6 protein-coding genes are annotated in these 24,264 nt (G+C 67.8%); 4 read left to right on the forward strand and 2 right to left on the reverse strand.

Annotation, left to right across the window (positions count from 1 at the left end; all coding sequences use genetic code 11):
- Positions 1 to 94 precede the first annotated feature (94 nt).
- The 3 genes from AB0C34_RS13565 to AB0C34_RS13575 all read left to right on the forward strand — a co-directional run bounded on the left by AB0C34_RS13565 (position 95) and on the right by AB0C34_RS13575 (position 19,487).
- Positions 95 to 16,882 (forward strand): amino acid adenylation domain-containing protein, encoded by a 16,788-nt coding sequence (locus AB0C34_RS13565; RefSeq protein WP_357071043.1) that lies wholly within the window; start codon positions 95 to 97, stop codon positions 16,880 to 16,882.
- Between the two features lie 235 nt (positions 16,883 to 17,117).
- Entirely contained in the window at positions 17,118 to 18,107 is a 990-nt protein-coding gene (locus AB0C34_RS13570; RefSeq protein ID WP_357071376.1) for an alpha/beta hydrolase family protein, read from the forward strand.
- Between the two features lie 138 nt (positions 18,108 to 18,245).
- Positions 18,246 to 19,487 (forward strand): Nramp family divalent metal transporter, encoded by a 1,242-nt coding sequence (locus AB0C34_RS13575; RefSeq protein WP_357071379.1) that lies wholly within the window; start codon positions 18,246 to 18,248, stop codon positions 19,485 to 19,487.
- 119 nt (positions 19,488 to 19,606) lie between these two features.
- Here AB0C34_RS13575 and AB0C34_RS13580 read toward each other — a convergent pair whose 3' ends face one another.
- On the reverse strand, positions 19,607 to 20,632 hold the full coding sequence (locus AB0C34_RS13580) for an SDR family oxidoreductase (RefSeq protein WP_357071046.1): 1,026 nt from the start codon (positions 20,630 to 20,632) through the stop codon (positions 19,607 to 19,609).
- Between the two features lie 48 nt (positions 20,633 to 20,680).
- Entirely contained in the window at positions 20,681 to 20,887 is a 207-nt protein-coding gene (locus AB0C34_RS13585) for a hypothetical protein (protein WP_357071048.1), read from the reverse strand.
- Between the two features lie 240 nt (positions 20,888 to 21,127).
- Here AB0C34_RS13585 and AB0C34_RS13590 point away from each other — a divergent pair, with 240 nt between their 5' ends.
- The gene (locus tag AB0C34_RS13590; protein WP_357071051.1) at positions 21,128 to 24,262 is read left to right on the forward strand and encodes a Tn3 family transposase; all 3,135 of its coding nucleotides are present in this window, start codon (positions 21,128 to 21,130) and stop codon (positions 24,260 to 24,262) included.
- Positions 24,263 to 24,264: the final 2 nt, after the last annotated feature.

Consider the following 24,264-nt stretch of genomic DNA (forward strand, 5'->3'; position numbering starts at 1 on the left):
TGATGTGCAGGTGACGACAACAGACAGGGCGAGGCATCTCGATGGTTCGGGCGGTCGGGCAGCGATGTGACGAGACTGCGAAAGCGGTGCGCACATGACCCGGTCGGCCCGCGTGCGCCCGACCCGGACCCGGCGCCCGCGTGTCACCACACTTCCGCAGTTGATGTCCACCGCCGTCGAGATCAACCCGAGTGGCACCGCCCTGGTATTCGCCGACGCGACCACCACATCCGCCAGGGTGAGCTATGCCGAGTTGGACGAGTGGTCCTCGCGCTTGGCCAGGCTGATGATCGGACGCGGAATCGGACCCGAGGACTTGGTCGCGGTCGCGATTCCGCGTTCGATCGACTCCGTGGTCGCGGTCTGGGCGGTGGCCAAGACCGGGGCCGCGTTCGTCCCGGTCGACCCGAACTACCCGGCCGATCGGGTCGAGCACATGATCGCCGACTCCGGCGCGGTCTTCGGGCTCGTCATCGACGAGGTCAGCGCGGATCTGCCGGATCGGGTCGAATGGCTCTCGATCGATACTGTCGAGTGTGCGCGGCTGCTGGAGGAATTCCCGGCCGACCCGGTCACCTACACCGACCGAGTGCGTCCGATCCGAGCCGAACATCCCGCGTACGTGCTCTACACCTCGGGCTCCACGGGCACGCCGAAGGGCGTGGTGGTGACCCAGTCCGGGTTGGCGAGCTTCTGCGCGGAACAGCACAACCGATACCGGGTGACCACGGCGTCACGCACACTGCACTTCGCGTCGCCGTCGTTCGACGCGTCGGTGCTGGAACTGCTGCTCGCGCTCGGCGGCGCGGCCACGATGGTGATCGCCTCCCCGACGGTGTTCGGCGGCGAGGAACTCGCTTCCCTGGTGCGACGGGAGGGTGTGACGCACGCGTTCGTCACGCCCGCCGCGCTGGCATCGGTGGATCCGGGGGGCCTCGACGATCTGCTTGTGGTTGTCGTCGGTGGTGAGGCGTGCCCGTCGGAGTTGGTGCGGCGCTGGGCAGTACCGGTCGCGGACGGGCGGACCCGCGAGTTCTTCAATGGTTATGGGCCGACCGAGACCACGATCATGACGAACATCAGCGCGCCGCTGTTGCCCGGCACCCCGGTGACCATCGGCGCCCCGATCCGCGCCATCACCGAGTACGTGCTGGACGAACGACTGGTGCCCGTGCCGATCGGCGTGGTCGGCGAGCTGTACCTTACCGGGGCGCAGCTGGCCCGTGGTTACCACGAACGGCGCGGGCTGACCGCCGCCCGCTTCGTGGCCAACCTGTTCGACGCGAACGGTTCGCGCCTCTACCGCACCGGCGACTTGGTGCGCTGGACCGCCGACGGCGAGTTGGAGTATGTGGGCCGTAACGACTTCCAAGTGAAGATCCGTGGCTTCCGAATCGAGCTGGGTGAGATCGACGCGGTACTCGCCGCGCACGAGAGTGTCGACTTCGCGGTCACCGTGGGACACCGCTTGGACAACGGCGCGACAATTTTGGTGACCTACGTACACGCCGCGCCCGGAATGGTCGCGGACGCAGCCGAACTGGCCGCGGTCGCCGAGCATGGCCTGCCCGCGCATATGGTGCCGACTGTCGTCATGGTGCTCGACACCATCCCGCTGACCGCGGTGGGCAAGCTGGACCGCGCGGCATTGCCCACACCGCGCTTGCAGACCAAAGCATTTCGGGCACCGGTCGGACCGTTGGAAGAGCTGGTCGGCGAGGTGTTCGCCGCGGTGTTGGGGCCGGGCGCGCCGGTCGGCGCGGACGACGACTTCTTCGAGCTCGGCGGCAACTCGCTGATCGCCACCCAGGTCGCGGCTCGGCTCGGCGCCGCCATCTCGGCGCGGGTGCCCGCTCGCCTGATTTTCGAGGACCCCACCGTCGCCCGGCTCGCCGAGCGGCTGGAACCGCTGCGGGGGGCGGGGGACCGCCGCGCGTTGGTGGCGGTGGAGCGGCCGGAGCAGGTGCCGTTGTCGTTGGCGCAGCAGCGGATGTGGTTCCTGAATCAGTTCGATCCCGGTTCCGCCGCCGGCAATATTCCCTTTGCCATTCGGTTGTCGGGTGCCTTGGATGTGGGGGCGCTGCAGGCGGCGGTCGGGGATGTGGTCGAGCGCCATGAGACGTTGCGCACGGTCTATCCGGCGGTGGACGGCACCGGGTACCAGGTGATTCTGCCGGCTGCCCAGGTGGTCCCGGATCTTGCGCCGAAGCCGATCGCCGAGCACGAATTCCTGGACTGGCTGCACGGATTCGCGCTGACCGGGTTCGATGTCGCGGCCGAGGTGCCGGTGCGTCTCGTGCTGGCCGAACTCGGCCCCGACGAACACGCGATCGTGCTGGTGGTGCACCATATCGCCGCTGATGGCGCCTCCGTCGCGCCGTTGCTTCGGGACCTGCTCACCGCGTTTCTGTCCCGGCGCAACGGGGCGCGGCCGTCATGGGCTGCGCTGCCGGTGCAGTACGCGGACTACACGCTGTGGCAGCGCGCGGTACTCGGCGACGAGAACGACCCGGACTCGGTGGCGGCGGCCCAGATCGCGTATTGGCGCCGTGCCCTGGCGGGCATCCCGGATCGGATCGACCTACCCGCGGACCGGCCGCGTCCCGCCGTCGCCTCCGGGCGCGGCGCGCACTACACCTTCGAAGTGGATGCCTCGGTGCATCGCGCACTTGCCGAACTCGCGCAGCACACCGGCGCGTCGGAGTTCATGGCGATGCACAGCGCGTTCGCGGCCCTGCTCGCCCGGCTCACCGGGACCGACGACATCATCATCGGCACCCCCGTCGCGGGTCGCGGCGAGCGGGAACTCGACGGGCTGATCGGCATGTTCGTCAACACGTTGGTGCTGCGCACTCGGATCGACCGAGGCGCGTCGTTCCGCGCGCTGCTCGCCGTGACGAAAGAAACCGATCTGGCTGCGTTTTCGCATGCCGAACTGCCGTTCGAACGATTGGTCGAAGCACTGGACCCGGTGCGTACCCAGGCGCACCATCCGCTGTTCCAAGTGGCGCTGTTCTTCCAGAACATGGCCACGCCGCAGGTGCGGCTGCCGGGGCTGTCGGCACAGGCGGTGGCGATGGACGGTGCACTCGCCGAGTTCGATCTGCAACTGACCGTGCTGCCCAACAGTGGTGACGTCGCCGCCGGCTTCTCGGCGATGTTCACCTATGCCACCGACCTGTTCGACGAGGCCACGATCGCCGAGTTCGCCTGGCGGCTACAGCGGTTGCTCGTCGGCGTCGTCGGGCAGCCGGATCGGGCCATCGGTGGGATCGATCTGTTGGATCCGGTCGAGCGAGAGCATCTTCTGCTCGGATGGAACAACACCCGGCAGGCGGTCGCCGCCGAGTTGTTGCTCGACGGCTATCGGGGTGCGGTGGAGGCGTTCCCGGACACGGTCGCGGTGGTGTTCGAGGGTGTCGAGCTGACCTACCGTGAGTTCGACGCGCGAGTGAATCAGCTTGCGCGACTGTTGATTTCGCAGGGAATCGGCGCCGAGTCGTTGGTGGGGCTCGCGGTTCGGCGTTCGCTGGACCTGGTGGTCGGCATGTACGCGATCGTGGCGGCGGGTGCGGCGTATGTGCCCTTGGATCCGGATCATCCCGCCGAGCACATCGCGCACATCCTGCGAACGGCTCAGCCCGCGTGTGTGCTCACCACGGCGGCCGACGCGGTCGAGGTGCCTCCGGACACCGCGGTGTTGCTGCTGGACGCGATCGACCTCGACACGGTCGACGACACTCCGGTACGAGCCGAGGAACTGTTGCGTCCGGTCCGGCCGCAGCATCCGGCGTACGTCCTGTTCACGTCGGGGTCGACCGGCCGGCCCAAGGGCGTGGCGATGTCGCATGCGGCGATTCACAACCAGATCACTTGGATGCTCGCGGCGTACCCGCTCGGTCCCGGCGATGTGTACCTGCAGAAGACCGCGACGACGTTCGACGTATCGTTGTGGGGCTATTTCCTGCCGCTTCGTACCGGTGCGCGGCTGGTCGTCGCGACCAACGACGGACATCGGGATCCGGCCTATCTCGCGGAAACCATCGCCACGCAGCAGGTGACGGTGACGGACTTCGTGCCGTCGATGCTGTCGATGTTCGCCGCGCACACCGCGCCCGGCTCGTGCCCGAGTCTGCAGGACATCTTCGTGATCGGTGAGGCGCTCGCGCCGGAAACCGTCGCGGCGCTGCGCGCGGTGTCGAACGCGAACGTGCACAACCTCTACGGTCCGACCGAGGCCGCGGTGTCGGTGACGTACTGGCCCGCGTCGGCCGCCGTCACGGAACGGTCTGTGCCGATCGGCCTGCCGCAGTGGAACACTCGGGTATATGTGCTGGACGCACGTCTGCTTCCGGTGCCGGTGGGTGTTGCTGGCGAGCTCTATCTCGCCGGTGATCAGCTGGCGCGGGGATATGTGCGACGACCGGATCTGACCGCGGATCGGTTCGTGGCGAATCCGTTCGGCTCGGGGGAGCGGATGTACCGCACCGGTGATGTGGTGGTGTGGCGCAGGTATGCCGACGAGGCGGTACTCGATTACCTGGGTCGGACCGATTTTCAGGTCAAGTTCCGTGGCCAGCGCATCGAGTTGGGGGAGATCGAGGCCGCGCTGGCGGCGCAGTCGGCGGTGAGTCAGGCGGTGGCGAGGGTGGCGCACTCGGCGCTGGGCGACCAGTTGGTCGCCTACGTCGTCCCCGCGCCCGGACAGCGGATCGAGCAGGGCGATGTGCTCGCGGCGCTCAGCGACAAGCTGCCCGCCTACATGGTTCCGGCCGCGATCGTGCTGCTGGACGCCTTCCCGTTGAATTCCAGCGGCAAACTGGACCGCAAGGCGCTGCCCGAGCCGACGTTCGCCACGCGGGAATTCCGTGCGCCCGCGACCTCGGTCGAACAGATCGTGGCCGACGTGTTCGGCGAGGCGCTCGGGTCGAGCCTGGTCGGCGCCGACGACGACTTCTTCGCACTCGGCGGTAACTCGCTGATCGCCACCCAGGTGGCGGCTCGGCTCGGCTCGGCCGTCGGCGCCTCGGTCCCGGTTCGCGCGCTGTTCGAGACGTCGACCGTGTGCGGACTCGCCGCCACGATCGAATCGCGGGCGCGGGGTCCGCGTGGTGTGGAACTGGGCAGTGTTGCTCGTCCGGAGCGGGTGCCGTTGTCGCTGGCGCAGCGGCGGATGTGGTTCCTGAACCGCTTCGATCATGCCGATGGTGCCGTCGCGGCGACCGGCTCGGCGGCCTACAACCTGCCCTTCGCGTTGCGGTTGACCGGTGCGCTCGATGTGTCCGCGCTCGCCGCGGCGCTGCATGACGTCGTGGCGCGGCACGAGGTGTTGCGCACCGTGTATCCGGAGTTCTGGGCGGGTTTGGGGGACTCGGACGCGAACGGTCCGGTACAGGTCGTGCTGCCTGCCGGGCAGGCAGCCTTGGATGTGGCCGTGCACCAGGTGGCTGCGGCCGAGATAGCGGACGAGGTGCGGACGCTCGCCTCGACACCGTTCGATGTCACGGTCGAGGTGCCCGTACGGGTGCGTCTGCTGCGGATCGCCGATGCCGCTACGGGATCGCCGCACGACTACGTGCTGGCGGTCGTGGTGCATCACATCGCCGCGGATGCGTCGTCGATGGGTCCGCTGGTGCGCGACGTGATGGTCGCCTACGCCGCGCGGACGGCGGGCGCGGCTCCGGCCTGGACACCGTTGCGCGTGCAGTACGCGGACTACGCGCAGTGGCAGCGCGTGCGGCTTGGCGCCGAGACCGATCCCGAATCTGTCGCGGCACAGCAGATCGACTTCTGGCGCAGGCAGTTGGCCGATCTCCCCGATGTGCTGACGTTGCCGACGGATCGGCCACGTCCGGTCGTGGCGTCGATGGCGGGCGCTCGAGTGAACGTGCGCGTCGACGCCTCGACCCATGCCGGTCTCGTCGACCTCGCGCGTGCGCACGGTGCGACGTTGTTCATGGTCGTGCACACCGCGTTCGCGGTATTGCTGGCTCGGCTGTCGGGTTCGGACGATATCGCGATCGGTACGCCCGTGTCGGGACGTGGCGAACCTGAGCTGGACGATCTGATCGGCATGTTCGTCAATACCGTGGTCTTCCGCGCCCGGTTCGCCGGCGGCGAATCGTTCTCCGATGTCCTTGCCCGGCAGCGCGAAACCGATCTGCGAGCCTTCGCGCACGCGGATATCCCGTTCGAGCGGTTGGTGGAAGTGCTCAACCCGCCGCGTTCGACAGCGCATCATCCCTTGTTCCAGGTGGGGTTGTCATTCCAGAACATGGCGCGCACCGCGCTAGAACTTCCCGGGCTCGCGGTGTCGGATGTCGAGGTCGATCTCGATGTTTCGCAATTCGATCTGCATTTGATCATCGGTGACGGCTATGACGAGTCCGGTGCTCCCGCCGGTATCGGCGGCTTCTTCACCTATGCCACCGACCTTTTCGACGCGGCGACAGTGCGGGGTCTCGCCGACCGGCTGGCGCGGATCTTGTCCGCCGTGGTCGTCGACGCCGCCGTCCCCGTCGGGGATATCGATGTGCTGACCGACTCCGAGCGCGCCGAGGTTCTCACGGTGTGGAACGACACCGCCCATCCGGTTGCCACCGCGGCGAAGTTGGGATCGTTGCTGCGGCGCTCGGTGATGACTGCGCCGGGATCGGTCGCGCTGGTCGCGGACCTGCCCGAGGGCGGGCGCAGCGAGCTGAGTTACTTCGAGCTGGCGATCCGGGTGAATCGGCTCGCCCGCTATCTGATTTCCCTTGGCGTCGGTCCGGAGTCGCGGGTCGGGCTGGCATTGCGCCGGTCGGTGAACCTGGTCGTGGCGATGTACGCGGTGGCAGAGGCCGGTGGCGCATACGTACCGGTGGATCCGGACCAGCCCGTCGAACGCACTGCCTACATCCTGGCCGCATCCGCACCGGTGTGTGTGCTGACCGACGCCGACACCAGGTTCGACACCGATGTCGCGCCAGTGGCGCGGCTCGACGAGATCGACCTCACTGCCATGGCGAGCGGGCTGATCACCGACGCCGAGCGGACCGCACCGCTGCGGTCGGGCAATACCGCGTACGTGATCTTCACGTCGGGCTCGACCGGCCGCCCGAAAGGCGTGGCCGTGCCGCACGCCGCCATCGTGAACCAATTGCTCTGGGAGGCCGCGGCCTTCGAGCTGATGGCGGATGACGCGGTGCTGCTCGACACCGCGGCGACGTTCGATTTGTCGGTGTGGCAGTTCTGGACGGCCGCCGTGTGTGGCGGCAGGGTAGTGATCGCGGCGCCGGATGGGCATCGGGATCCGGCGTACCTGACCGAACTGATGGCACGAGAGTCGGTCACGACGCTGCATGCGGTGCCGTCCAAGTTGGACGCGCTGCTGGCGCACCGGGGTTCCGCCGACGACGCTGCCGCCTGGGCGCCGCGGCGGGTGCTCGCCATCGGTGAGGCACTGCCCGCCGCGCTGGCCGAGCGCTTGCGGGCGACGTGTCCGCGGACCGACTTGTTCAATCTCTATGGTCCGACGGAGGCGGCGGTGTCGGTTACCTGTCATCGGGTGACCGCGGCGGATCAGTCCTCGGTGCCGATCGGTGTGCCGGAATGGAACAGCCGGGTCTATGTCCTCGATGGACGGTTGCGGCCGGTGCCGGTGGGTGTTTCGGGTGAGCTGTATTTGGCTGGCGCGCAGTTGGCGCGTGGTTATTTCGGTCAGGCAGATTTGACGGCGGATCGATTTGTGGCCGATCCGTTCCAGCCTGGTATGCGGATGTATCGCACGGGTGACTTGGTCGCTTGGAATCGTCTCGGGGAGTTGGAGTATCGGGGTCGTACGGATTTCCAGGTGAAGGTTCGCGGTTTCCGTATCGAGTTGGGGGAGATCGAGGCAGCGTTGCTCGCGTTGCCGCAGGTCGCGCAGGCGGCGGTGATCGCGACGTCGGATCCGAAGACCGGTGACCGGTTGGTCGGGTACTTGGTTGCCGCCGATGTCGCCGCAGGTGTCGATGTGGCGGGGGTGAAGTCGGAACTGGCTGCTGGGCTGCCGTCATACATGGTGCCGTCGGCGTTTGTGGTGCTGGATCGGTTGCCGTTGAGCGTGCACGGCAAACTCGACCGAAAGGCGTTGCCGCACCCGGAGTTCGAGGTTCAGGCGTTCCGGGCGGCGTCGACGCCGATCGAGAAGATCGTGGCGTCGGTGTTCGCCGAGGTATTGGGCGCCGATCGGGTCGGCGCGGATGACGATTTCTTCGCGCTCGGTGGAAATTCGTTGCTGGCGACGCAGGTCGTGGCGCGGATCGGTGCGGCGTGGGATGGGCGTGTTCCGGTGCGAGTGTTGTTCGAGGCGTCGACGGTCGCGGGGCTGGCGGTCAAGGTCGAGCAGAGCGCGGGCGAGCGCGAGCGCACCGCGCCGGTGGCCCGCACGCGCCCGGACCGTATCCCGCTGTCGTTCGCACAACAGCGCATGTGGTTGCTCAACCAGTTCGACACGTCGGCCTCGGTCTACCACATTCCGGCCGCGATCCGCCTCACGGGTGACCTCGATGTCGACGCCCTGCAGCAGGCCGTGGTCGACCTCCTCGCGCGCCACGAGATCCTGCGCACCGTCTACCCGCACACGCCCGACGGTCCGGTGCAGCAGGTACTTCCGCCGAACGCGGTGCCGGCGGATCTCACGCCCACGCTGATCGATGACGAGCATGTCGTGCACGAGGTGCGGCGCGTCATCGGCGCCGGATTCGACGTGACCAGCGAGGTACCGTTGCGCACCAGACTGTTCCAGCTTGCGGGCACGGAGCATGTCCTGGTCTTCGTGGCACACCACATCAGTGCCGACGGCTGGTCGATGGGTCCATTGACCAGGGACCTGATGCTGGCTTACGCGGCGCGTTGCAGCGGCGAAGCGCCGTCCTGGGCGCCACTACCCGTCCAGTACGCCGACTACGCGCTGTGGCAGCGCGAAGCACTCGGCGACGCCGACGACCCGGAATCACCGGCCGGTACGCAGCTGGCCTATTGGACCACCGAACTCGCCGATCTGCCCGACGCGCTCGACCTGCCGACGGACCGCCCGCGTCCGTCCACCCAGTCCTTCGCGGGTGGCACGGCGGGGTTCGTCGTCGACGCCGACGTGCACGCCGCCCTGGCCGGGCTCGCCCGGCAGCACAACGCGACATTGTTCATGGTCGTGCACACCGCGCTCGCGGTATTTCTCGCTCGTGTGTCCGGCGCTGAGGACATCGCTGTGGGCACCCCGATCGCGGGACGGGGTGACGCCGAATTCGATGATCTGATCGGCATGTTCGTGAACACCTTGGTGCTGCGCACCCGGGTCGCGCCCGGCGCGGGTTTCACCGAGTTGCTCGCCGCCAACCGAGAATCAGATCTGCGCGCCTTCGCCAATGCGGATATTCCGTTCGAGCGGCTGGTCGAAGCGCTCGACCCGGAGCGCTCGGCGGGTCGTCACCCGTTGTTCCAGGTGGCGTTGTCGTTCGAGAACCTCGCCGCGGCCAGCGTCGAACTGCCCGGCCTGCGCGTCGCCGCGATCGACCCGGCCGTCCACAACGCCAAGTTCGACTTGCTGCTGACCGTTCGTGAGCAGCGCACCGAGACCGACGACGAGGCCGGCCTGGCAGCCGAATTCACCTATGCCCGTGACTTGTTCGACGAGCAGACGGTGGTCGAGTTCGGCCGCGGGTTCCGCCGCCTGCTCGGCGCCATCGCGCAGAATCCGGCAACTGCCGTCGGGGATCTGACGATCCTGGACGACTCGGAGCACGCGGATCTGATCGCGCGCCGGGGTGGCGACGCGGTGCCGGCGCGCACGCTGCCGGAGCTGATGGCCGCCGCCGTCGCCGCGAATCCGACCGGGGTGGCCGTGGTCGCGGACGGTCGCACGTTCGGCTACACCGAACTCGACGCGGCCTCGGCTCAGCTGGCGCGCGCGCTGATCGACCGCGGCGCGGGTCCGGACGTGCTGGTGGCCATCGCGATCCGGCGTTCGGTCGAATCCGTGCTGGCACTGTGGGCGGTGGCCAAGACCGGTGCGGCGTTCGTTCCGATCGATCCGACCTATCCGGCCGACCGCATCGCGCACATGGTCGTCGATTCGGGGGTGACGCTGGGCGTGACGCTCACCGCCGAACTGGTCGGCTTGCCGGAACTGCCCGGCGCTGGCTGGGTCGCGTTGGACGATCACGATGTCACCGTCGACGTCGCGTCGCGGTCGGATCGCCCGTTGTCTCCCGGCGCGCTGCGCGGACCGCTACGCAGCGACAATGCCGCATATGTGATCTACACCTCGGGTTCGACCGGTCTGCCCAAGGGCGTCGTGGTCACCCAGGCCGGCCTGGCCAACTTCAGTGCCGAGCAGGTCGAGCGTTACCGGCTCGACCGGTCGACGCGCGCCCTCGCGTTCGCGTCGCCGTCCTTCGATGCGTCGATGCTGGAACTGTTGCTCGCGCTCGGCGCGGCCGGCGGGCTCGTGGTCGCGCCGCCGCTGACCTTCGGTGGCGAAGCGCTGGCCGACCTGATTCGCGTCGAGCGCGTCACACACGCCTTCCTCACCCCGTCCGTGCTCGCTTCGCTGGAGCCGGACGCGCTGTCGGGTATGCGGGTCATCGTGGCGGGTGGCGAAGCCGTGCCCGTCGACTTGGTCGCCAAGTGGGCGGGCGCACCCGGACGTGCCTTCCACAACGGGTACGGGCCCACCGAGACGACGATCATGACGAATATCAGCGACCCGCTCCGGTCCGGTGCACCGGTCACCATCGGCGGTCCGATCCGCGGCATGCGGTCGCTGGTGCTCGACAGCAGGCTGCGCCCGGTGCCCGAGGGTGTCGCCGGTGAACTGTATCTAGGCGGTATCCAGCTGGCGCGCGGCTACCACGCGCGGTCGGGACTCACGGCGGCGCGATTCGTCGCCGACCCGTACGGCACGCCCGGTGAACGTCTCTACCGTACCGGGGACGTGGTGCGCTGGAGCAGAGGCGCAGCTGTCCCGGTGCTGGAGTATCTGGGCCGCAACGACTTTCAGGTGAAGGTGCGTGGTTTCCGCATCGAACTCGGTGAGATCGACGCCGTGCTCGCGGCCCAATCGGGTGTCGAGTTCGCGGTCACGATCGGTCGCGAATCTGTCTCCGGCGCAACGATTCTGGTTTCCTATGTGTTGCCGGCCAAGGGAGTGACGCTGGAGTCCGCCGTACTGACCGAACGGATCGGGCAGACACTGCCGGATCACATGGTTCCGACGGCGATCGTCGTGCTCGACGAGATTCCGCTCACGCCGGTGGGCAAGTTGGACCGCAAGGCACTGCCGGAACCGGATGTGGCGGCCCACGCCTACCGTCCCCCGCGGACACGAGCCGAATCGGTGATCGCCGCGGTGATCGGCGAGGTGCTCGGCATCGACCGAGTCGGCCTCGATGACAATTTCTTCGCGCTCGGCGGCGACAGCATCGTCTCTCTTCAGGTGGTGTCGCGCTCGCGCGCCCACGGCGTCACCTTCGCCCCGCGTGAGGTCTTCGAGTCGCCTACCGTTGCCGCACTGGCCCACGTCGCGGTGGTCGAGGACGTGCCCGGCGAGAAAGCGGACGAGCTGCCGTTGACGCCGCACGCGGCACGGCTGCTCGACACAGGTGTCGAGGTGCGGGCTATCGCCATGGATGTCCCCGAGACCTGCTCGGTCGAGATGGTGCGGGCTGCGGTGGCCGCCGTGCTCGAACAGCACCCGATGCTGTGGGTTCGGTTGGAGTACGCCGTCGACGGCAGGCCGATGCTGCGCATCCCCGCTGTCGCCGAGCGCACCGGCGAGGCGTTTCGCCGACTCGATCCGCAGCGGGGCGAGACCTCGCTGCCGATCGATGACGTGGTGCAGGCGGCCGCGGCGGCACTCGATCCGGAGCAGGGGCGCAATATCCACTTCGTGCTCACCGGCGACCCGGGGTCCCGCTCGACCCTCATCGTGGTGGCGAGCAGTCTCGTGGTCGACGACATCTCCTGGCACGCCATAGTCGACCAGCTGACCGTTCGAGGGAATCGGGCCCGCCACGCCGCGCCCGCACAGCCCGCGTCCGGTCTCGGCACGCTCATCCGTGCGCTGTCGGCTCGGGCGCACGATCCGGCGACCGTCGATGAAATGAACTGGTGGCGGCGGACACTCGGTGCTGTGTCGGCGCCGGTGCTGGCCGAAGTACGGGATCTGGGTGCCCGCAGCCGGGTGTCGCTCACGATTACGGGCGAAGGCGCGGCTGCCGTCACCGCGGCGGCCGAGGCGTACCACGCCGGTATAGAAGACGTCCTGCTCACCGCGGTCGCTCTGGCTTTACGGACTTCGGCGCGCGAGACCGTCACACGCGCTGTCGGTTCGGTGATTCGGCTGGCCGCCGACGGCCGGATGGTGACGCACGCCGACGCCGACAATGTGGTGGGCGGTTTCCTCACCGAGTACCCGCTTCCGTTGCGGCTCACCAGGATCGACGTCGACGACGCGTTGGTCGGCGGGCCAGCGGCGGGTGCGGCGATCGCGCAGATCAAAGAGCTGCGCCGGTCGGTGCCGTCGCACGGCATCGGCTACGGCCTGTTGCGTTACCTCAACGCCGACACCGCGGCGGAACTGCGCGGGCTCGGGCACGGTCGGTTCGCCTTGCGCTATCGGGATGTGCGGCCGGCCCGGGTGCACACCGACTCCCCGTCCGACGACTTGCTGCTCGTGCTCACCGTCGACGCTACCGACGACGGCCTGCTCGCCCGGTTCGACTACGCCGCGGCCACGTTCACCGGCGACGACGCGAAGACGTTCGCCGAGCACTGGATCCGCGCGCTCGGCGGTCTCGCCGAGCACGGTTTGCGACCGGGCGCGGGCGGATTCACCCCGTCGGACTTCCCGCTGGTGCGGCTGAAGCAGCCCGACATCGACCGGTTCGCCCTCGCCTACCCCACCCTGTCGGACGCCTGGCCGGTCACGCCGCTGCAATCGGGCATGCTGTTCCACGCACTGCTCGCGGAGTCCTCGGTGGACGTCTACACCACGCAGTTCGTGCTCGACCTCGGCGGCGCCGTGGACGCCGACCGGCTGCACGCGGCCGCGCGGGCGCTGGTGGACCGGCACGACAACCTCCGGGTCGCTTTCGTCGCCGATGCCGACGGTAATCCCGTTCAGGTCGTGCAGGATTCGGTCGACGTGCCCTGGCAGGTGATCGATCTCCGTCGACTGGAGCCGGACGCCGCGGTCGCCGAACTGGCTGGGATCTCCGCCGCCGACCTGGCCGCCCGGTTCGACATGGGGACCGCGCCACTGCTGCGGTGCACGCTGGTCCGTGCCTCGTCCGACGCCTATCACCTGCTGGTGACCAGCCACCACATCCTGATCGACGGCTGGTCCATGCCGCTGCTGATGAAGGATCTGCTGACGCTCTACGCACTCGGCGGCGCCTCGCGGCACCTGCCGAAGGTGCCGCCCTATCGTGACTATCTGGCCTGGCTGGTGGCGCAGGACGCGGAGGCGGCCCGCGCAGCATGGCGCACCGCGCTAGCCGGAATCACCGAACCGACGCCGCTGCTGGCGGTCGATCGCGGCCGCGAAGTCACCGCGGGTATCGGCGAGGTCGGTTTCGAGCTGTCCCCGGCCGACACCACCGCGCTGAGCTCGCTCGCGTCCAGTCTCGGCGTGACGGTGAATACCGTGGTGCAAGCGGCCTGGGGTCTGTTGATCGGCCGCAGTGTCGATCGCGACGACGTGGTCTTCGGGGCCACCGTGTCCGGACGGCCGCCGCAACTCGACGGCGTCGAGACGATGGTCGGCCTGTTCCTCAACGCGATCCCGGTGCGGGTGCGTCTCGGCGCGACCGCCACCCTCGAGGGCCTGCTGCGCCGACTGCAAGCCGAACAGGCCGCGCTGATCGATCACCACTACCTCGGCTTGAGCGACATTCAAGAAACCATCGGTGTGGAAGGGTTGTTCGACACGCTCGTGGTGTTCGAATCGTTTCCGGTGGACCGCGAAGGGCTCGACCGGGCCGGTGCCATCGACGGCATGAATGTCACTGGTGTCGGCGCGGTCAACGGCACCCATTACCCGATCACCGTGATGGTGGTGTTGGACACCCAGCTGCGGGTCTCGCTGAAATACCTGCGCGACCTGTTCGACGAACCCGCGGCACAGACGCTCGCGCACCGGCTTTCGGCACTGATCGGCCGATTCGTCACCAACCCGGAGGCAAAGGTCGGCGAGATCGACGTGCTCTCGGCTGCCGAGCGCGCCGAATTGGCCGCGCACAATGCCACCGACCTTGCCGGCCTGCTCGACGATGCGACGCTGCTTTCGCTGTTCGACGCCCAAGTGGCACGCACACCAGACGCGCCTGCGGTCCGCTTCGGCGCGACCACCTTGACCTACTCCGAACTCGACATGCGCGCGAAGGCATTGGCCATCGAGCTGATGAACTGGGGCGTCGGTCCGGAGACACTGGTCGCGGTGGCCATGCGGCGTAGCCTCGACTTGGTCGTCGCGATATACGCGGTGTTGCGGGCCGGCGGTGGTTACGTCCCGATCGATCCGGACCACCCCGCCGAACGCAATGAGTACGTGTTGGACAGCGCGGCCCCGATCTGTGCGCTGACCACGACTGCCGACGGGTTCGACACCGCCACGGGGATTCCGGTGATCGCGGTGGACACGCTGTATCTGGCGCCGCAGGTAGTGGCCATGCCGGACAGCGATATCCACCCGGACAACGTCGCCTACGTGATCTACACTTCCGGCTCCACCGGCCGCCCGAAGGGTGTGCTGATCACGCACCGGCAGATGGCCAACCAATTCCGCTGGGCCCAGCTGAGCTATCCGCACAGCGTTGGCGACCTGGTGCTGCACAAGACCCCGATCACCTTCGACATCTCCACGTGGGAGCTGTTGTGGCCGCTACAGACCGGCGCGGCGATCCTGATCGCCGAGCCGGACGGCCACCGCGACCCGGCTTACCTGGCCGCGACCATCGTCGAGAACGCGGTGACCACCGTGCATTTCGTCCCTTCGATGTTGGATGCTTTCCTCGATCCGATCGCCGATCCGATCGGGGAATATCCCTCGCTGCGGCGAGTGTTCGCCGCGGGTGAGGCGTTGTCCGGCGAGACCGCGGCGCGGTTCGCCGCGGCCGTGCCGGGCGCCACGTTGATCAATTGGTACGGTCCCGCCGAGGCCACGGTGGTCACCGACCATCCGGTGCACGACACCGACCGCGTCGCGATCCCGATCGGCATCCCGGTGGCCAACACTCGCGTGCACGTGCTCGACCGGCAACTGTGCCCGGTGCCGCCGGGCGCCGCCGGCGAGCTGTATCTCGCCGGCGTGCAACTGGCCCGCGGTTACCTCGGTGCTCCGGCGCTCAGCGCCGAGCGTTTCGTCGCGCATGTCGGCGGCGAGCGCCTCTATCGCACCGGCGACATCGTGCGCTGGCGCGATGGAGCACTGGAATATCTGGGTCGCAGCGATTTCCAGGTGAAACTGCGCGGTCAGCGCGTCGAACTCGGCGAGATCGAGACCGTGCTGCTCGGCAACGCCGAGGTGCGTCATGTCGCGGTCACACTGGTGCGTGGCGCCACCGGGGACCGGCTGGTCGCCTACCTGGTTCCAGCGCCGGGGGAGTGTATCGACGAGTCCGCGCTGCTGTCACACGCGCGCGGCGCACTTCCGCCTTACATGGTGCCCTCGGCGATGATCGTGTTGGACGCGTTGCCGCTGAACGCCAGCGGCAAACTCGACCGTACGGCGCTGCCGGCGCCGCCACCGACCGGTCGGCCGTACCGCGCGCCGAGCACGCCGTTGGAGCGCACCGTGAGCGACGTCTTCGCCGACGTGCTCGATCTCGGCGACGGACACCGGGTCGGGATGGACGACGATTTCTTCGAACTGGGTGGCAATTCGCTGGTCGCGACCCGCGCGGTCAGCAGACTGCGTACCCGCACCGGCGTCGAAGTGCGGGTGCAGTGGTTCTTCACCGACTCGACCCCGGCGGCACTGGCCGCCCGGATCCTGGCGGTGCTGGCCGACGACCATGACTACGACCTGGACTCGAATGCCGCGCTCGGCGTGCTGCTACCGATCCGGACCATGGTGCCGCACGACACCGCGGCCGCCGAGCCGCTGTTCTGCCTCCATCCGATGTACGGATTGTCCTGGTGCTACGCGGGTCTCGCGCGCTACCTGCCCGCGAATACGCCCATCTTCGGTCTGCAGTCGCCGGCGCTGACCGAGGACCGCTTTCGGCCGGAGTCGCTGACCGAGATGGCACACCGCTATCTGGCGGAGATCCGTGCCGTGCAGCCGGCGGGGCCCTACCGGTTGCTCGGCTGGTCGCTCGGCGGTGTGCTCGCGCATGCGGTGGCGACCGAGTTGCAGGCCGCGGGTGAACAGATCGGTCTGTTGGCGATGCTGGACAGCCATCCGGACATCGACGTCACGGACTTCCGCGCGGCGATCCGCGAGGCGCTGGCCGAACTCGGCATCGGCGCGGACGCGCTGCTGCCCGGCGCGGGCGACATCCACGACTTGAGTGAGGACGCGCTCGCCGCGCTGCACGCCACCATCCCACCGGACATGGCGGTACTCACCCCGGAACGGGTGCGTCGGATCTATCGCAGCGCGGTGCGTTCGGCCGAGTTGATCGCCGAGCACCGGCCCGAGGTCTTCCGCGGCAGGCTGGACTACTTCAGCGCGGCGGGTCACGACCACGCGGCGGCGGGTTGGCGCCCGTATGTGGAGGGCTGGGTCGACGACCATCGGGTCGGCGTGGCGCACGATCAGATGACCGCACCGGAAGCGCTGGCGCAGATCGGTCCTCGGTTGTCCGAGCTACTCGATTCGCCGGTACCGGAAACGAGCCGGAATGTGGGGCAGCCATGATCGGGTCGGGATCGTTCGGGCATGATAGTGCAACGCTGTGGTAACGAAGCCCGCTGTCGTCACGATTACACAGGCCGTATGGTCGGGCGTGATGTCCAGGGCATCGACCCCGGTGCGTGGGGAATGCAGAATCTCGAGACGAAGCGAAGGTGCGAAATTGATACGTCGACAGACCCGGCGTGGCGGTCTACGTGCCGCGGCCGCGATCGCGGCAACGGCGGTGCTCGCGGGAGTCATGACCGGTCTCGGCGCGTCCAGCGCGACAGCTGACCCGATCATCGATTCCAAGACCCTGCTCGGCAACCCGACCGCCCCGGACGGTTCGCGTATCGCGAAGGCCGAATACAAGGACGCGCGCAACATCCGGTTGTACGTGTACTCAGCGGCGATGGACGAGAAGGTGATCATCGACGTCCAGCGCCCGGCCGACGCGTCGGTGCCGCGCCCGACGTTGTACCTGCTCAACGGCGCCGGCGGCGGTGAGGACGACGCGTCGTGGCAGGCGAAGTCGGACGCGCTGCAGTTCTTGTCGGACAAGAACGTCAACGTGATCCAGCCGATCGGCGGCAAGTGGAGTTACTACACCGACTGGATCAAAGACGACCCGGTACTCGGCCGCAACAAGTGGAAGACGTTCTTCACCGAGGAACTGCCGCCGCTGGTCGACGGCGCGCTCGGCACCAACGGCGTGAACGCCATTGCGGGCCTGTCCACCTCGGGCACCACCGTGCTCGCGTTGCCGATCGCCAAGCAGGGTCTGTACAAGGCGGTCGCGGCCTACAGCGGCTGCGCGCAGACCAGCGATCCGATCGGCTCGGAGTTCGTGAAGCTCACTGTTGAGACCTGGGGTGGCGGTGACACCAACAACATGTGGGGCCCGCAGGGGTCGGCGGAGTGGGTGGCCAACGACCCGTACGTGAATGCCGAGGGGCTGCGTGGGCTCGATCTGTACATCTCCACCGGCAACGGCCTTCCCGGGCAGTACGACACGCTCAACGGCCAGTACGCGCTGCCGGGCGCTTACGGCCTGGCCAACCAGATCGTCATCGGCGGCGTGATCGAGGCCGGGACCAACTACTGCACGCACAACCTGCAGAACAAGCTGAACGAGCTGGGCATCCCGGCGACCTGGAACTTCCGGGATTCGGGCACGCACTCGTGGGGATACTGGCGCGACGAGTTCCTGCGTTCGTGGCCGGTCCTGGCGAAGGGTCTCGGCATCTGAGCCGGTGAGCCGAGTCGAATATCCCGGCTGAACACAAACCCGACCGCCTGGTCGCGCCCACTGCGCGGCCGGGCGGTCGCTTTTTTGCGGGTTCAGCTAACCAAAAAGTTTGGTAACCCGTAAAATAGTGTTGTGAGTATCGCCTTGGTCGAGTCCGCCCGATCCGCCACACAGCGGGCGCGCGCGACAACCGTTCTGCTCGGGCCCGCGTTCGTCGCCGCCATCGCCTATGTCGATCCCGGCAACGTCGCGTCCAACATCAGCGCGGGCGCGCAGTTCGGTTACCTTCTGGTCTGGGTCATCGTGATGGCGAACGTCATGGCCGGTCTGGTCCAGTTCCTCTCCGCCAAGCTGGGACTGGTGACCGGTCTGTCGCTGCCGGAGGCGGTGCGGGAAAAGGCGACCCGCCCGGTCCGATTGGCGTACTGGGGTCAGGCCGAGACGGTTGCCATGGCCACCGACCTCGCCGAGGTGGTCGGCGGCGCGATCGCGCTGAACCTGCTGTTCGGGCTGCCGCTGCTGGTCGGCGGCGTGATCACCGGCGCGGTATCGATGGCGCTGCTGCTGGTCCAGGACCGGCGCGGGCAGCGGCCGTTCGAGCGGGTGATCACCGGGCTGCTGGCGATCGTCGCGATCGGCTTCCTGGCCAGCGTGGTGATCTCGCCGCCATCGGTCGCCGACACCGTCGGCGGCCTGCTTCCGCGCTTTCAGGGCGCCGAGAGCGTGCTGCTCGCCGCGGCCATGATCGGCGCGACGGTTATGCCGCACGCGGTGTACCTGCACTCCGGACTGGCCCGCGACCGGCACGGGCACCCGCAGCCCGGTCCGCCGCGCGTCAGGTTACTGCGGATGACCAAGGTCGATGTCGGCCTCGCCATGATCCTGGCGGGCACGGTGAACCTGGCCATGCTCCTGATGGCGGCGAACACTCTGCGCGGGCGCGAGGTCACGACCATCGAGGATGCGCACGCCGCCGTCGGCGACGCGCTCGGTCCGGTCGCCGCGCTGCTGCTCGCGATCGGTCTGCTCGCCTCCGGTCTGGCCTCCACCTCGGTCGGCGCCTACGCGGGCGCGATGATCATGCAGGGTTTGCTGCGCAAGCGCATTCCGCTCCTGTGGCGCCGCCTGGTCACCTTGTTCCCGGCCATAGTGATCCTGGCGGCCGGCATCGATCCCACGCGCGCGCTGATCGTTTCGCAGGTGGCGCTCTCGTTCGGCATTCCGTTCGCGCTGATCCCCTTGGTGCGCTTCACGAGCGACCGCACCCTGATGGGTGACGACACCAACCATCGCGTGACCACGATGTTGGCCTGGCTGGTCGCCGCCATCATCTCGATGCTCAACATCGCCCTGATCTACCTCACCGTCACCGGTAGCTAGGCGGCTGCCCTGCCTTCGCTCGCCCCGGCGCGGGCGGCGAGCTGCGCCGGTCATGCGGTTACCTCGCCGGGCGTGAGCTACCCATCGGCTCGCTGCGGCTACGCCCGACGCACAGCGGCTCAGACCCAGTTCTCGATCCAGTACTTCCAGATCAGCGGGGCGTAACCGGCTAGGGGCGGGACCTTGATGTCGGTGCCCGCGAGGGCCGCGGTGGCGTGTCGGCAGTCGAACCAGCAGGTGAATTCACTGTGCTCCAGCACATCCAGCGGAACGCCGACGCGGGGGAGCAGTGCGTTCGCACCGGGGACGCGCAGCAGCATGTCGAGGGTGCGCTTGGGCATCACCTCGACCAGGTGCGGCGCGCCCGCCTCGTCGGCGAACAGGTTCAGCGCCTCGACGGCGCCCTGCCTGCGCGGATCGGCCAAATGGTAGGTGGTCTTGTCCGAGCAGGGCCGGTGGGCGATGTGGTCCAGGGCGCGGGCGACGAAATCGACCGGAACCATGTTGGTTTCGCCGAGTCTCGGCACCAGCACCGGCAGCAGCCTCGGTAATTGCGCGCCCATGCGCAGCAGGCGGAAGAAATAGTAGGGGCCGTCGATCCGATCGATCTCGCCGGTCCTGGAATGACCGATCACGATCGAGGGTCGGTAGATGCGCCACCGGAGGGGAGATTCCCGCACGATCCGTTCGGCCTCGAACTTGGCGCGCTGCATCGGCGTGGCCAGCGCCTGACCGTGGTCGAACATGTCCTCGGTGAACAGGCCCTCGCTGGACCCGGCCACTTCCACCGTCGACATGTGGTGGAACAGGCCGGCTTCGAGGTCTTCGGCGACATCGACCACATGCCTGGTCCCCGCCCCGCGCTCGGTCAGGTCGTAGCTGGCAGCCAGATGGAAGACGTGCTCGATCGTGCCGCGGTGCTCGTCCAGCCAGGCCGGGTCGACGCCGAGCCCCGGCGCGCCGAGATCGCCGCGCACCGGACGGACGCGGTCGCCGCCCGCCCACTCCCGCGCGCAACAGGCGAACCGGTCGGCCGACGCGTCGCCCGGCCGTACCAGCACATGGATGTCACCCTCGCGTTCGAGCAGCTCGGGGATGAGGAACCGACCGATGAACCCAGTTGCCCCGGTAACCAGGTAAGTCATAGCCGATGAACATAGTCTGCGGTTGGCCGGTCCGTTACGGCGGGCTGATCAGTCCGCGAAGACGGCCTTGCGCCTGGTGAGCATCGCTGTGGCGCCCTTGACGAAATCCGCGGACCGCGGCAATTCGGACTGCCCGGCCTTCTCGGTGGCCAGGGCCGTGTCCAGCGAGGTCAGTGTCGCCTGGTTGAGCGCCTTCTTGGTGAGTTCGAGCGCACCGCGCGGGCCTGCGGCGATCTTCGCGGCCGCGGCCCGCACCGTCGCGTCGAGTTCCTCGTCGGGTACGACCGATCAGTCCTGTCGCTCGAGCGGCGGTGGCGGGCAGCCGAGCCCGCGGAATCAGTGTCGCTCCTTTTTGCTCCTACCCGGGGTGGGACCCGAATACGCCAGAAAGGGGCCGCGCTGATGTATCGGCGCTGTTCAAGCCTATCGGTGGAGGCTTATAGCGCCGACAGCTATGGTGTGTGGGTTGTTTCGTGATTCTGGTGGGGTGTCGGGTTGGCGTCGATCGATCGCACCGCCTACCCGCGGTTCAAGCGTGCGGTGTCGGGGCGGGAGCTGGCCGAGTCGTTCACGCCGACGTCCGAAGAGGTGGTGTGGGCGCGGGGTAAGACGCAGACCGAGTTGCATCTGCTGGCGTTGCTGGTGCGGTTGAAGTGTTATCAGCGGCTGGGCTACTTCGCCAAGCTCGACGATGTCCCGGGTGTCGTGGTCGATCATGTGCGCACCGCGATCGGGTTGGCTGACGAGGTGGCCGCGCAGACCGATGCTGATCGAACAGTCAAGCGGCACAGGCAGTTCGCGCGTGACCACTTGGGTGTGAAGTACGAGGCCGGCCGGGTGCGGGAGGTCGCCGAGCAGGCGATCCGGGCTGCGGCGCAGACGAAGGACAACCCGGCCGATCTGATCAACGTGGCATTGGAGGAGCTGGTCCGGCAGCGGTGCGAACTGCCGGGCTACACCACCCTGGACGCGATGGCCGCCAGCATCCGGACCGAGGTGAACGGTGAGTTCTTCGCGATGGTGTCGGCGCGGCCCGACCGGGCGCAGACGGCGAGGCTGGCGTTGATGCTGGTTGTGGATCCGGCCACGCGCCGAAGCGAATTCGACCGGATCAAGGCACCGGCGCAGGCGCCGTCCCTGGCGAAGTTCAAGGTTCGCCTGGAGCCTTTGCGGGCAATGGACGCCATCGGACCGACGGAGCGTTGGCTCGACGGGGTGCCGCCCGGCAAAGTCGCCCATTTCGCAGGCGAGGCCCGCGTCGCCGATGTTGACGACATGCGCAAAACCGGTGACGCCAAACAGATCACGCTGCTGATCAGCCTGCTGCACCAGCAGCAGATCGAGGCCCGCGACGAGGTCGTCACCATGTTCTGCAAGCGCATCGCCGCCCTGCACAAGAAAGGCCGCGAACGCCTGGAGGAACTGCGCGAAGCCCACCGCGCCGAATCCGAACGCCTGATCGGAATCTTCGGTGATGTCCTCGCGGCCGCGCGGGAAGCGACTGGTCCCGCCGAGGATGACGGGTCGGCAACGGCCGGTGCGGTCGCCGAGCGTGCCGGACGCATGGTGTTGAAGACGCTGGACGCCGCCGGCGGTGTGGAGCAACTGTCGGCGGTGCACGAGGCGGTGTCGGCGTATCACGGCAACAACTATCAGGCGCTGTTGGAGAGCTTCTACCGGTCGCACCGGTCCGCGTTGTTCACGCTGGTCGATTCTCTCGATCTGACATCGACAACCGCCGACTGCGGCGTGTTGGACGCGGTCGAATTCATCTGTGCGGCCAGGGAGAAGCGAAGCGAATGGATCGGTGAGGCGATCGTGCACACCCGCGACGGTGAGCAGTTCACCGTCCGGGTCGATGTGGACGCGTTCGCGTCGGTGGCTTGGCGGAAGATATTGAGGCACAAGGACCATCCCGGGATGCTGGCCCGTAGGCATCTGGAGGTGTGCGTGTTCTCGTATCTGGCCGCCGAACTCCGATCCGGCGACATCGCTGTGACAGGATCGGATTCCTACGCCGACCTGAACGCTCAGCTGATGTCGTGGGACGAGTGTGCGCCGCTGGCTGCCCAGTTCTGCGATCAGGCCGGCATCCCCGTCGAAGCTGGAGAGTTGGTGGCGTTCTACCGCCACCAGCTGGCCACAACCGCTGCAACAGTGGACGCGGGATATCCCGCTAACACCGACCTGGTCCTCGAAGACGGCCGACCGATGCTCAAACGGTGCAAGGGTGCCGACCGGCGCCCGTCGGCGCTGGCGCTGGAAGCAGCGCTCCACCAGCGGCTTCCCGAACGCAGTCTGCTCGACATCTTGACCCGGACGGCGTATCTGACCGGCTGGCATCGCCATCTGGGTCCGGCGTCGGGGTCGGATCCGAAGATCCGCGGGGACGTACTGGGCCGGTACGTGCTCACCGCCTACGCTTACGGCGCCAATCTGGGGGCTGCCGAGGTCGCCCGGCACATGCGGGGCGAGGTATCGGCGCACGAGCTGTACACGGCGGGCAACAAGCACACCACCGCCGACCGGGTCCACCGGTGCTCGGCGGACGTTATCAACGAGTTCACGCGGCTCGATGTGGCGGGGGTGTGGGGCGACGGGCAGATCGTCGCCGTGGACGGTTCGCAGGTCGACACGTGGGAGAACAACCTGCTCGCCGAATCCCATGTCCGCTACGGCGGATATGGTGGGCTGGCGATGCGGTTCGTCTCCGACTCCTACATCGCCCTGTTCTCCCATTTCGTGCCCTGCGGGGCGTGGGAGGCCGTCTACATCATCGACGGCCTGCTGAAGAACAGCTCCGACGTGCAGCCGGACACGGTGCATGCCGATACCCAAGGCCAGTCGCTGCCGGTGTTCGGAGTGGCCGCGTTGCTGGGATTCGAACTGCTGCCCCGGATCCGCAACTGGCACGACCTGATCTTCTACCGCCCCGACATGAGCACTCGCTACCAGCACATCGACAGCCTGTTCGATGAGAACGCCATCGACTGGGCGCTCATTGAACGCCACTGGACGGACTTGCTCCGCACGTCGATCTCGATCCGGGAAGGCCGGGTGTCGTCGGTGACGTTGTTGCGGCGGCTGGGCAACCATTCCCACAAGAACCGTCTCTACCGGGCGTTCCGTGAGCTGGGACGGGTGATCCGCACGATCACGCTGCTGCGGTACCTGTCCGAACCCACGCTGCGGGAGCAGATCACTGCGGTCACCAACAAGGCCGAGGCGTTCCATGGCTTCGCCGACTGGCTGATGATCGGCGGCCGGCTCATCGGCCACAACGACCCCGACCATCAGGAACGGGTGGTGAAATTCAACGAACTGGTCGCCAACTGCGCGATCTACTCCACCGCCCTGGATATTACTGACGCTGCCAACCGGCTCGCCGCCGAGGGCTACCCGATCGATCGCGACGATCTGGCCACGATCACCCCCTACATCCAGCACACCATCCGCCGAATGGGCGACCTCGTACTCAACCTGACCCCACCGAACAGGCGCCGGCCACCCGGCTCGACCTGGAACCACGAGTGCTGTTCGCACCGGTCGGTTCTCACTGAATCCGGACTGCCGAGCCGAACGCGTGGCGACGGGGCGCCGGCAAGGATCGACATCACCGGCCGCAATTAGGT

This window comes from Nocardia sp. NPDC049220 (assembly GCF_040647855.1).
Taxonomy (GTDB): Bacteria; Actinomycetota; Actinomycetes; order Mycobacteriales; family Mycobacteriaceae; genus Nocardia.

Bases quoted from the DNA above. Each gene is read 5' to 3' on its own strand.
- AB0C34_RS13565 (WP_357071043.1), top strand. From the start codon at position 95: ATGACCCGGTCGGCCCGCGTGCGCCCGACCCGGACCCGGCGCCCGCGT.
- AB0C34_RS13570 (WP_357071376.1), top strand. From the start codon at position 17,118: ATGACCGGTCTCGGCGCGTCCAGCGCGACAGCTGACCCGATCATCGAT.
- AB0C34_RS13580 (WP_357071046.1), bottom strand. From the start codon at position 20,632: ATGACTTACCTGGTTACCGGGGCAACTGGGTTCATCGGTCGGTTCCTC.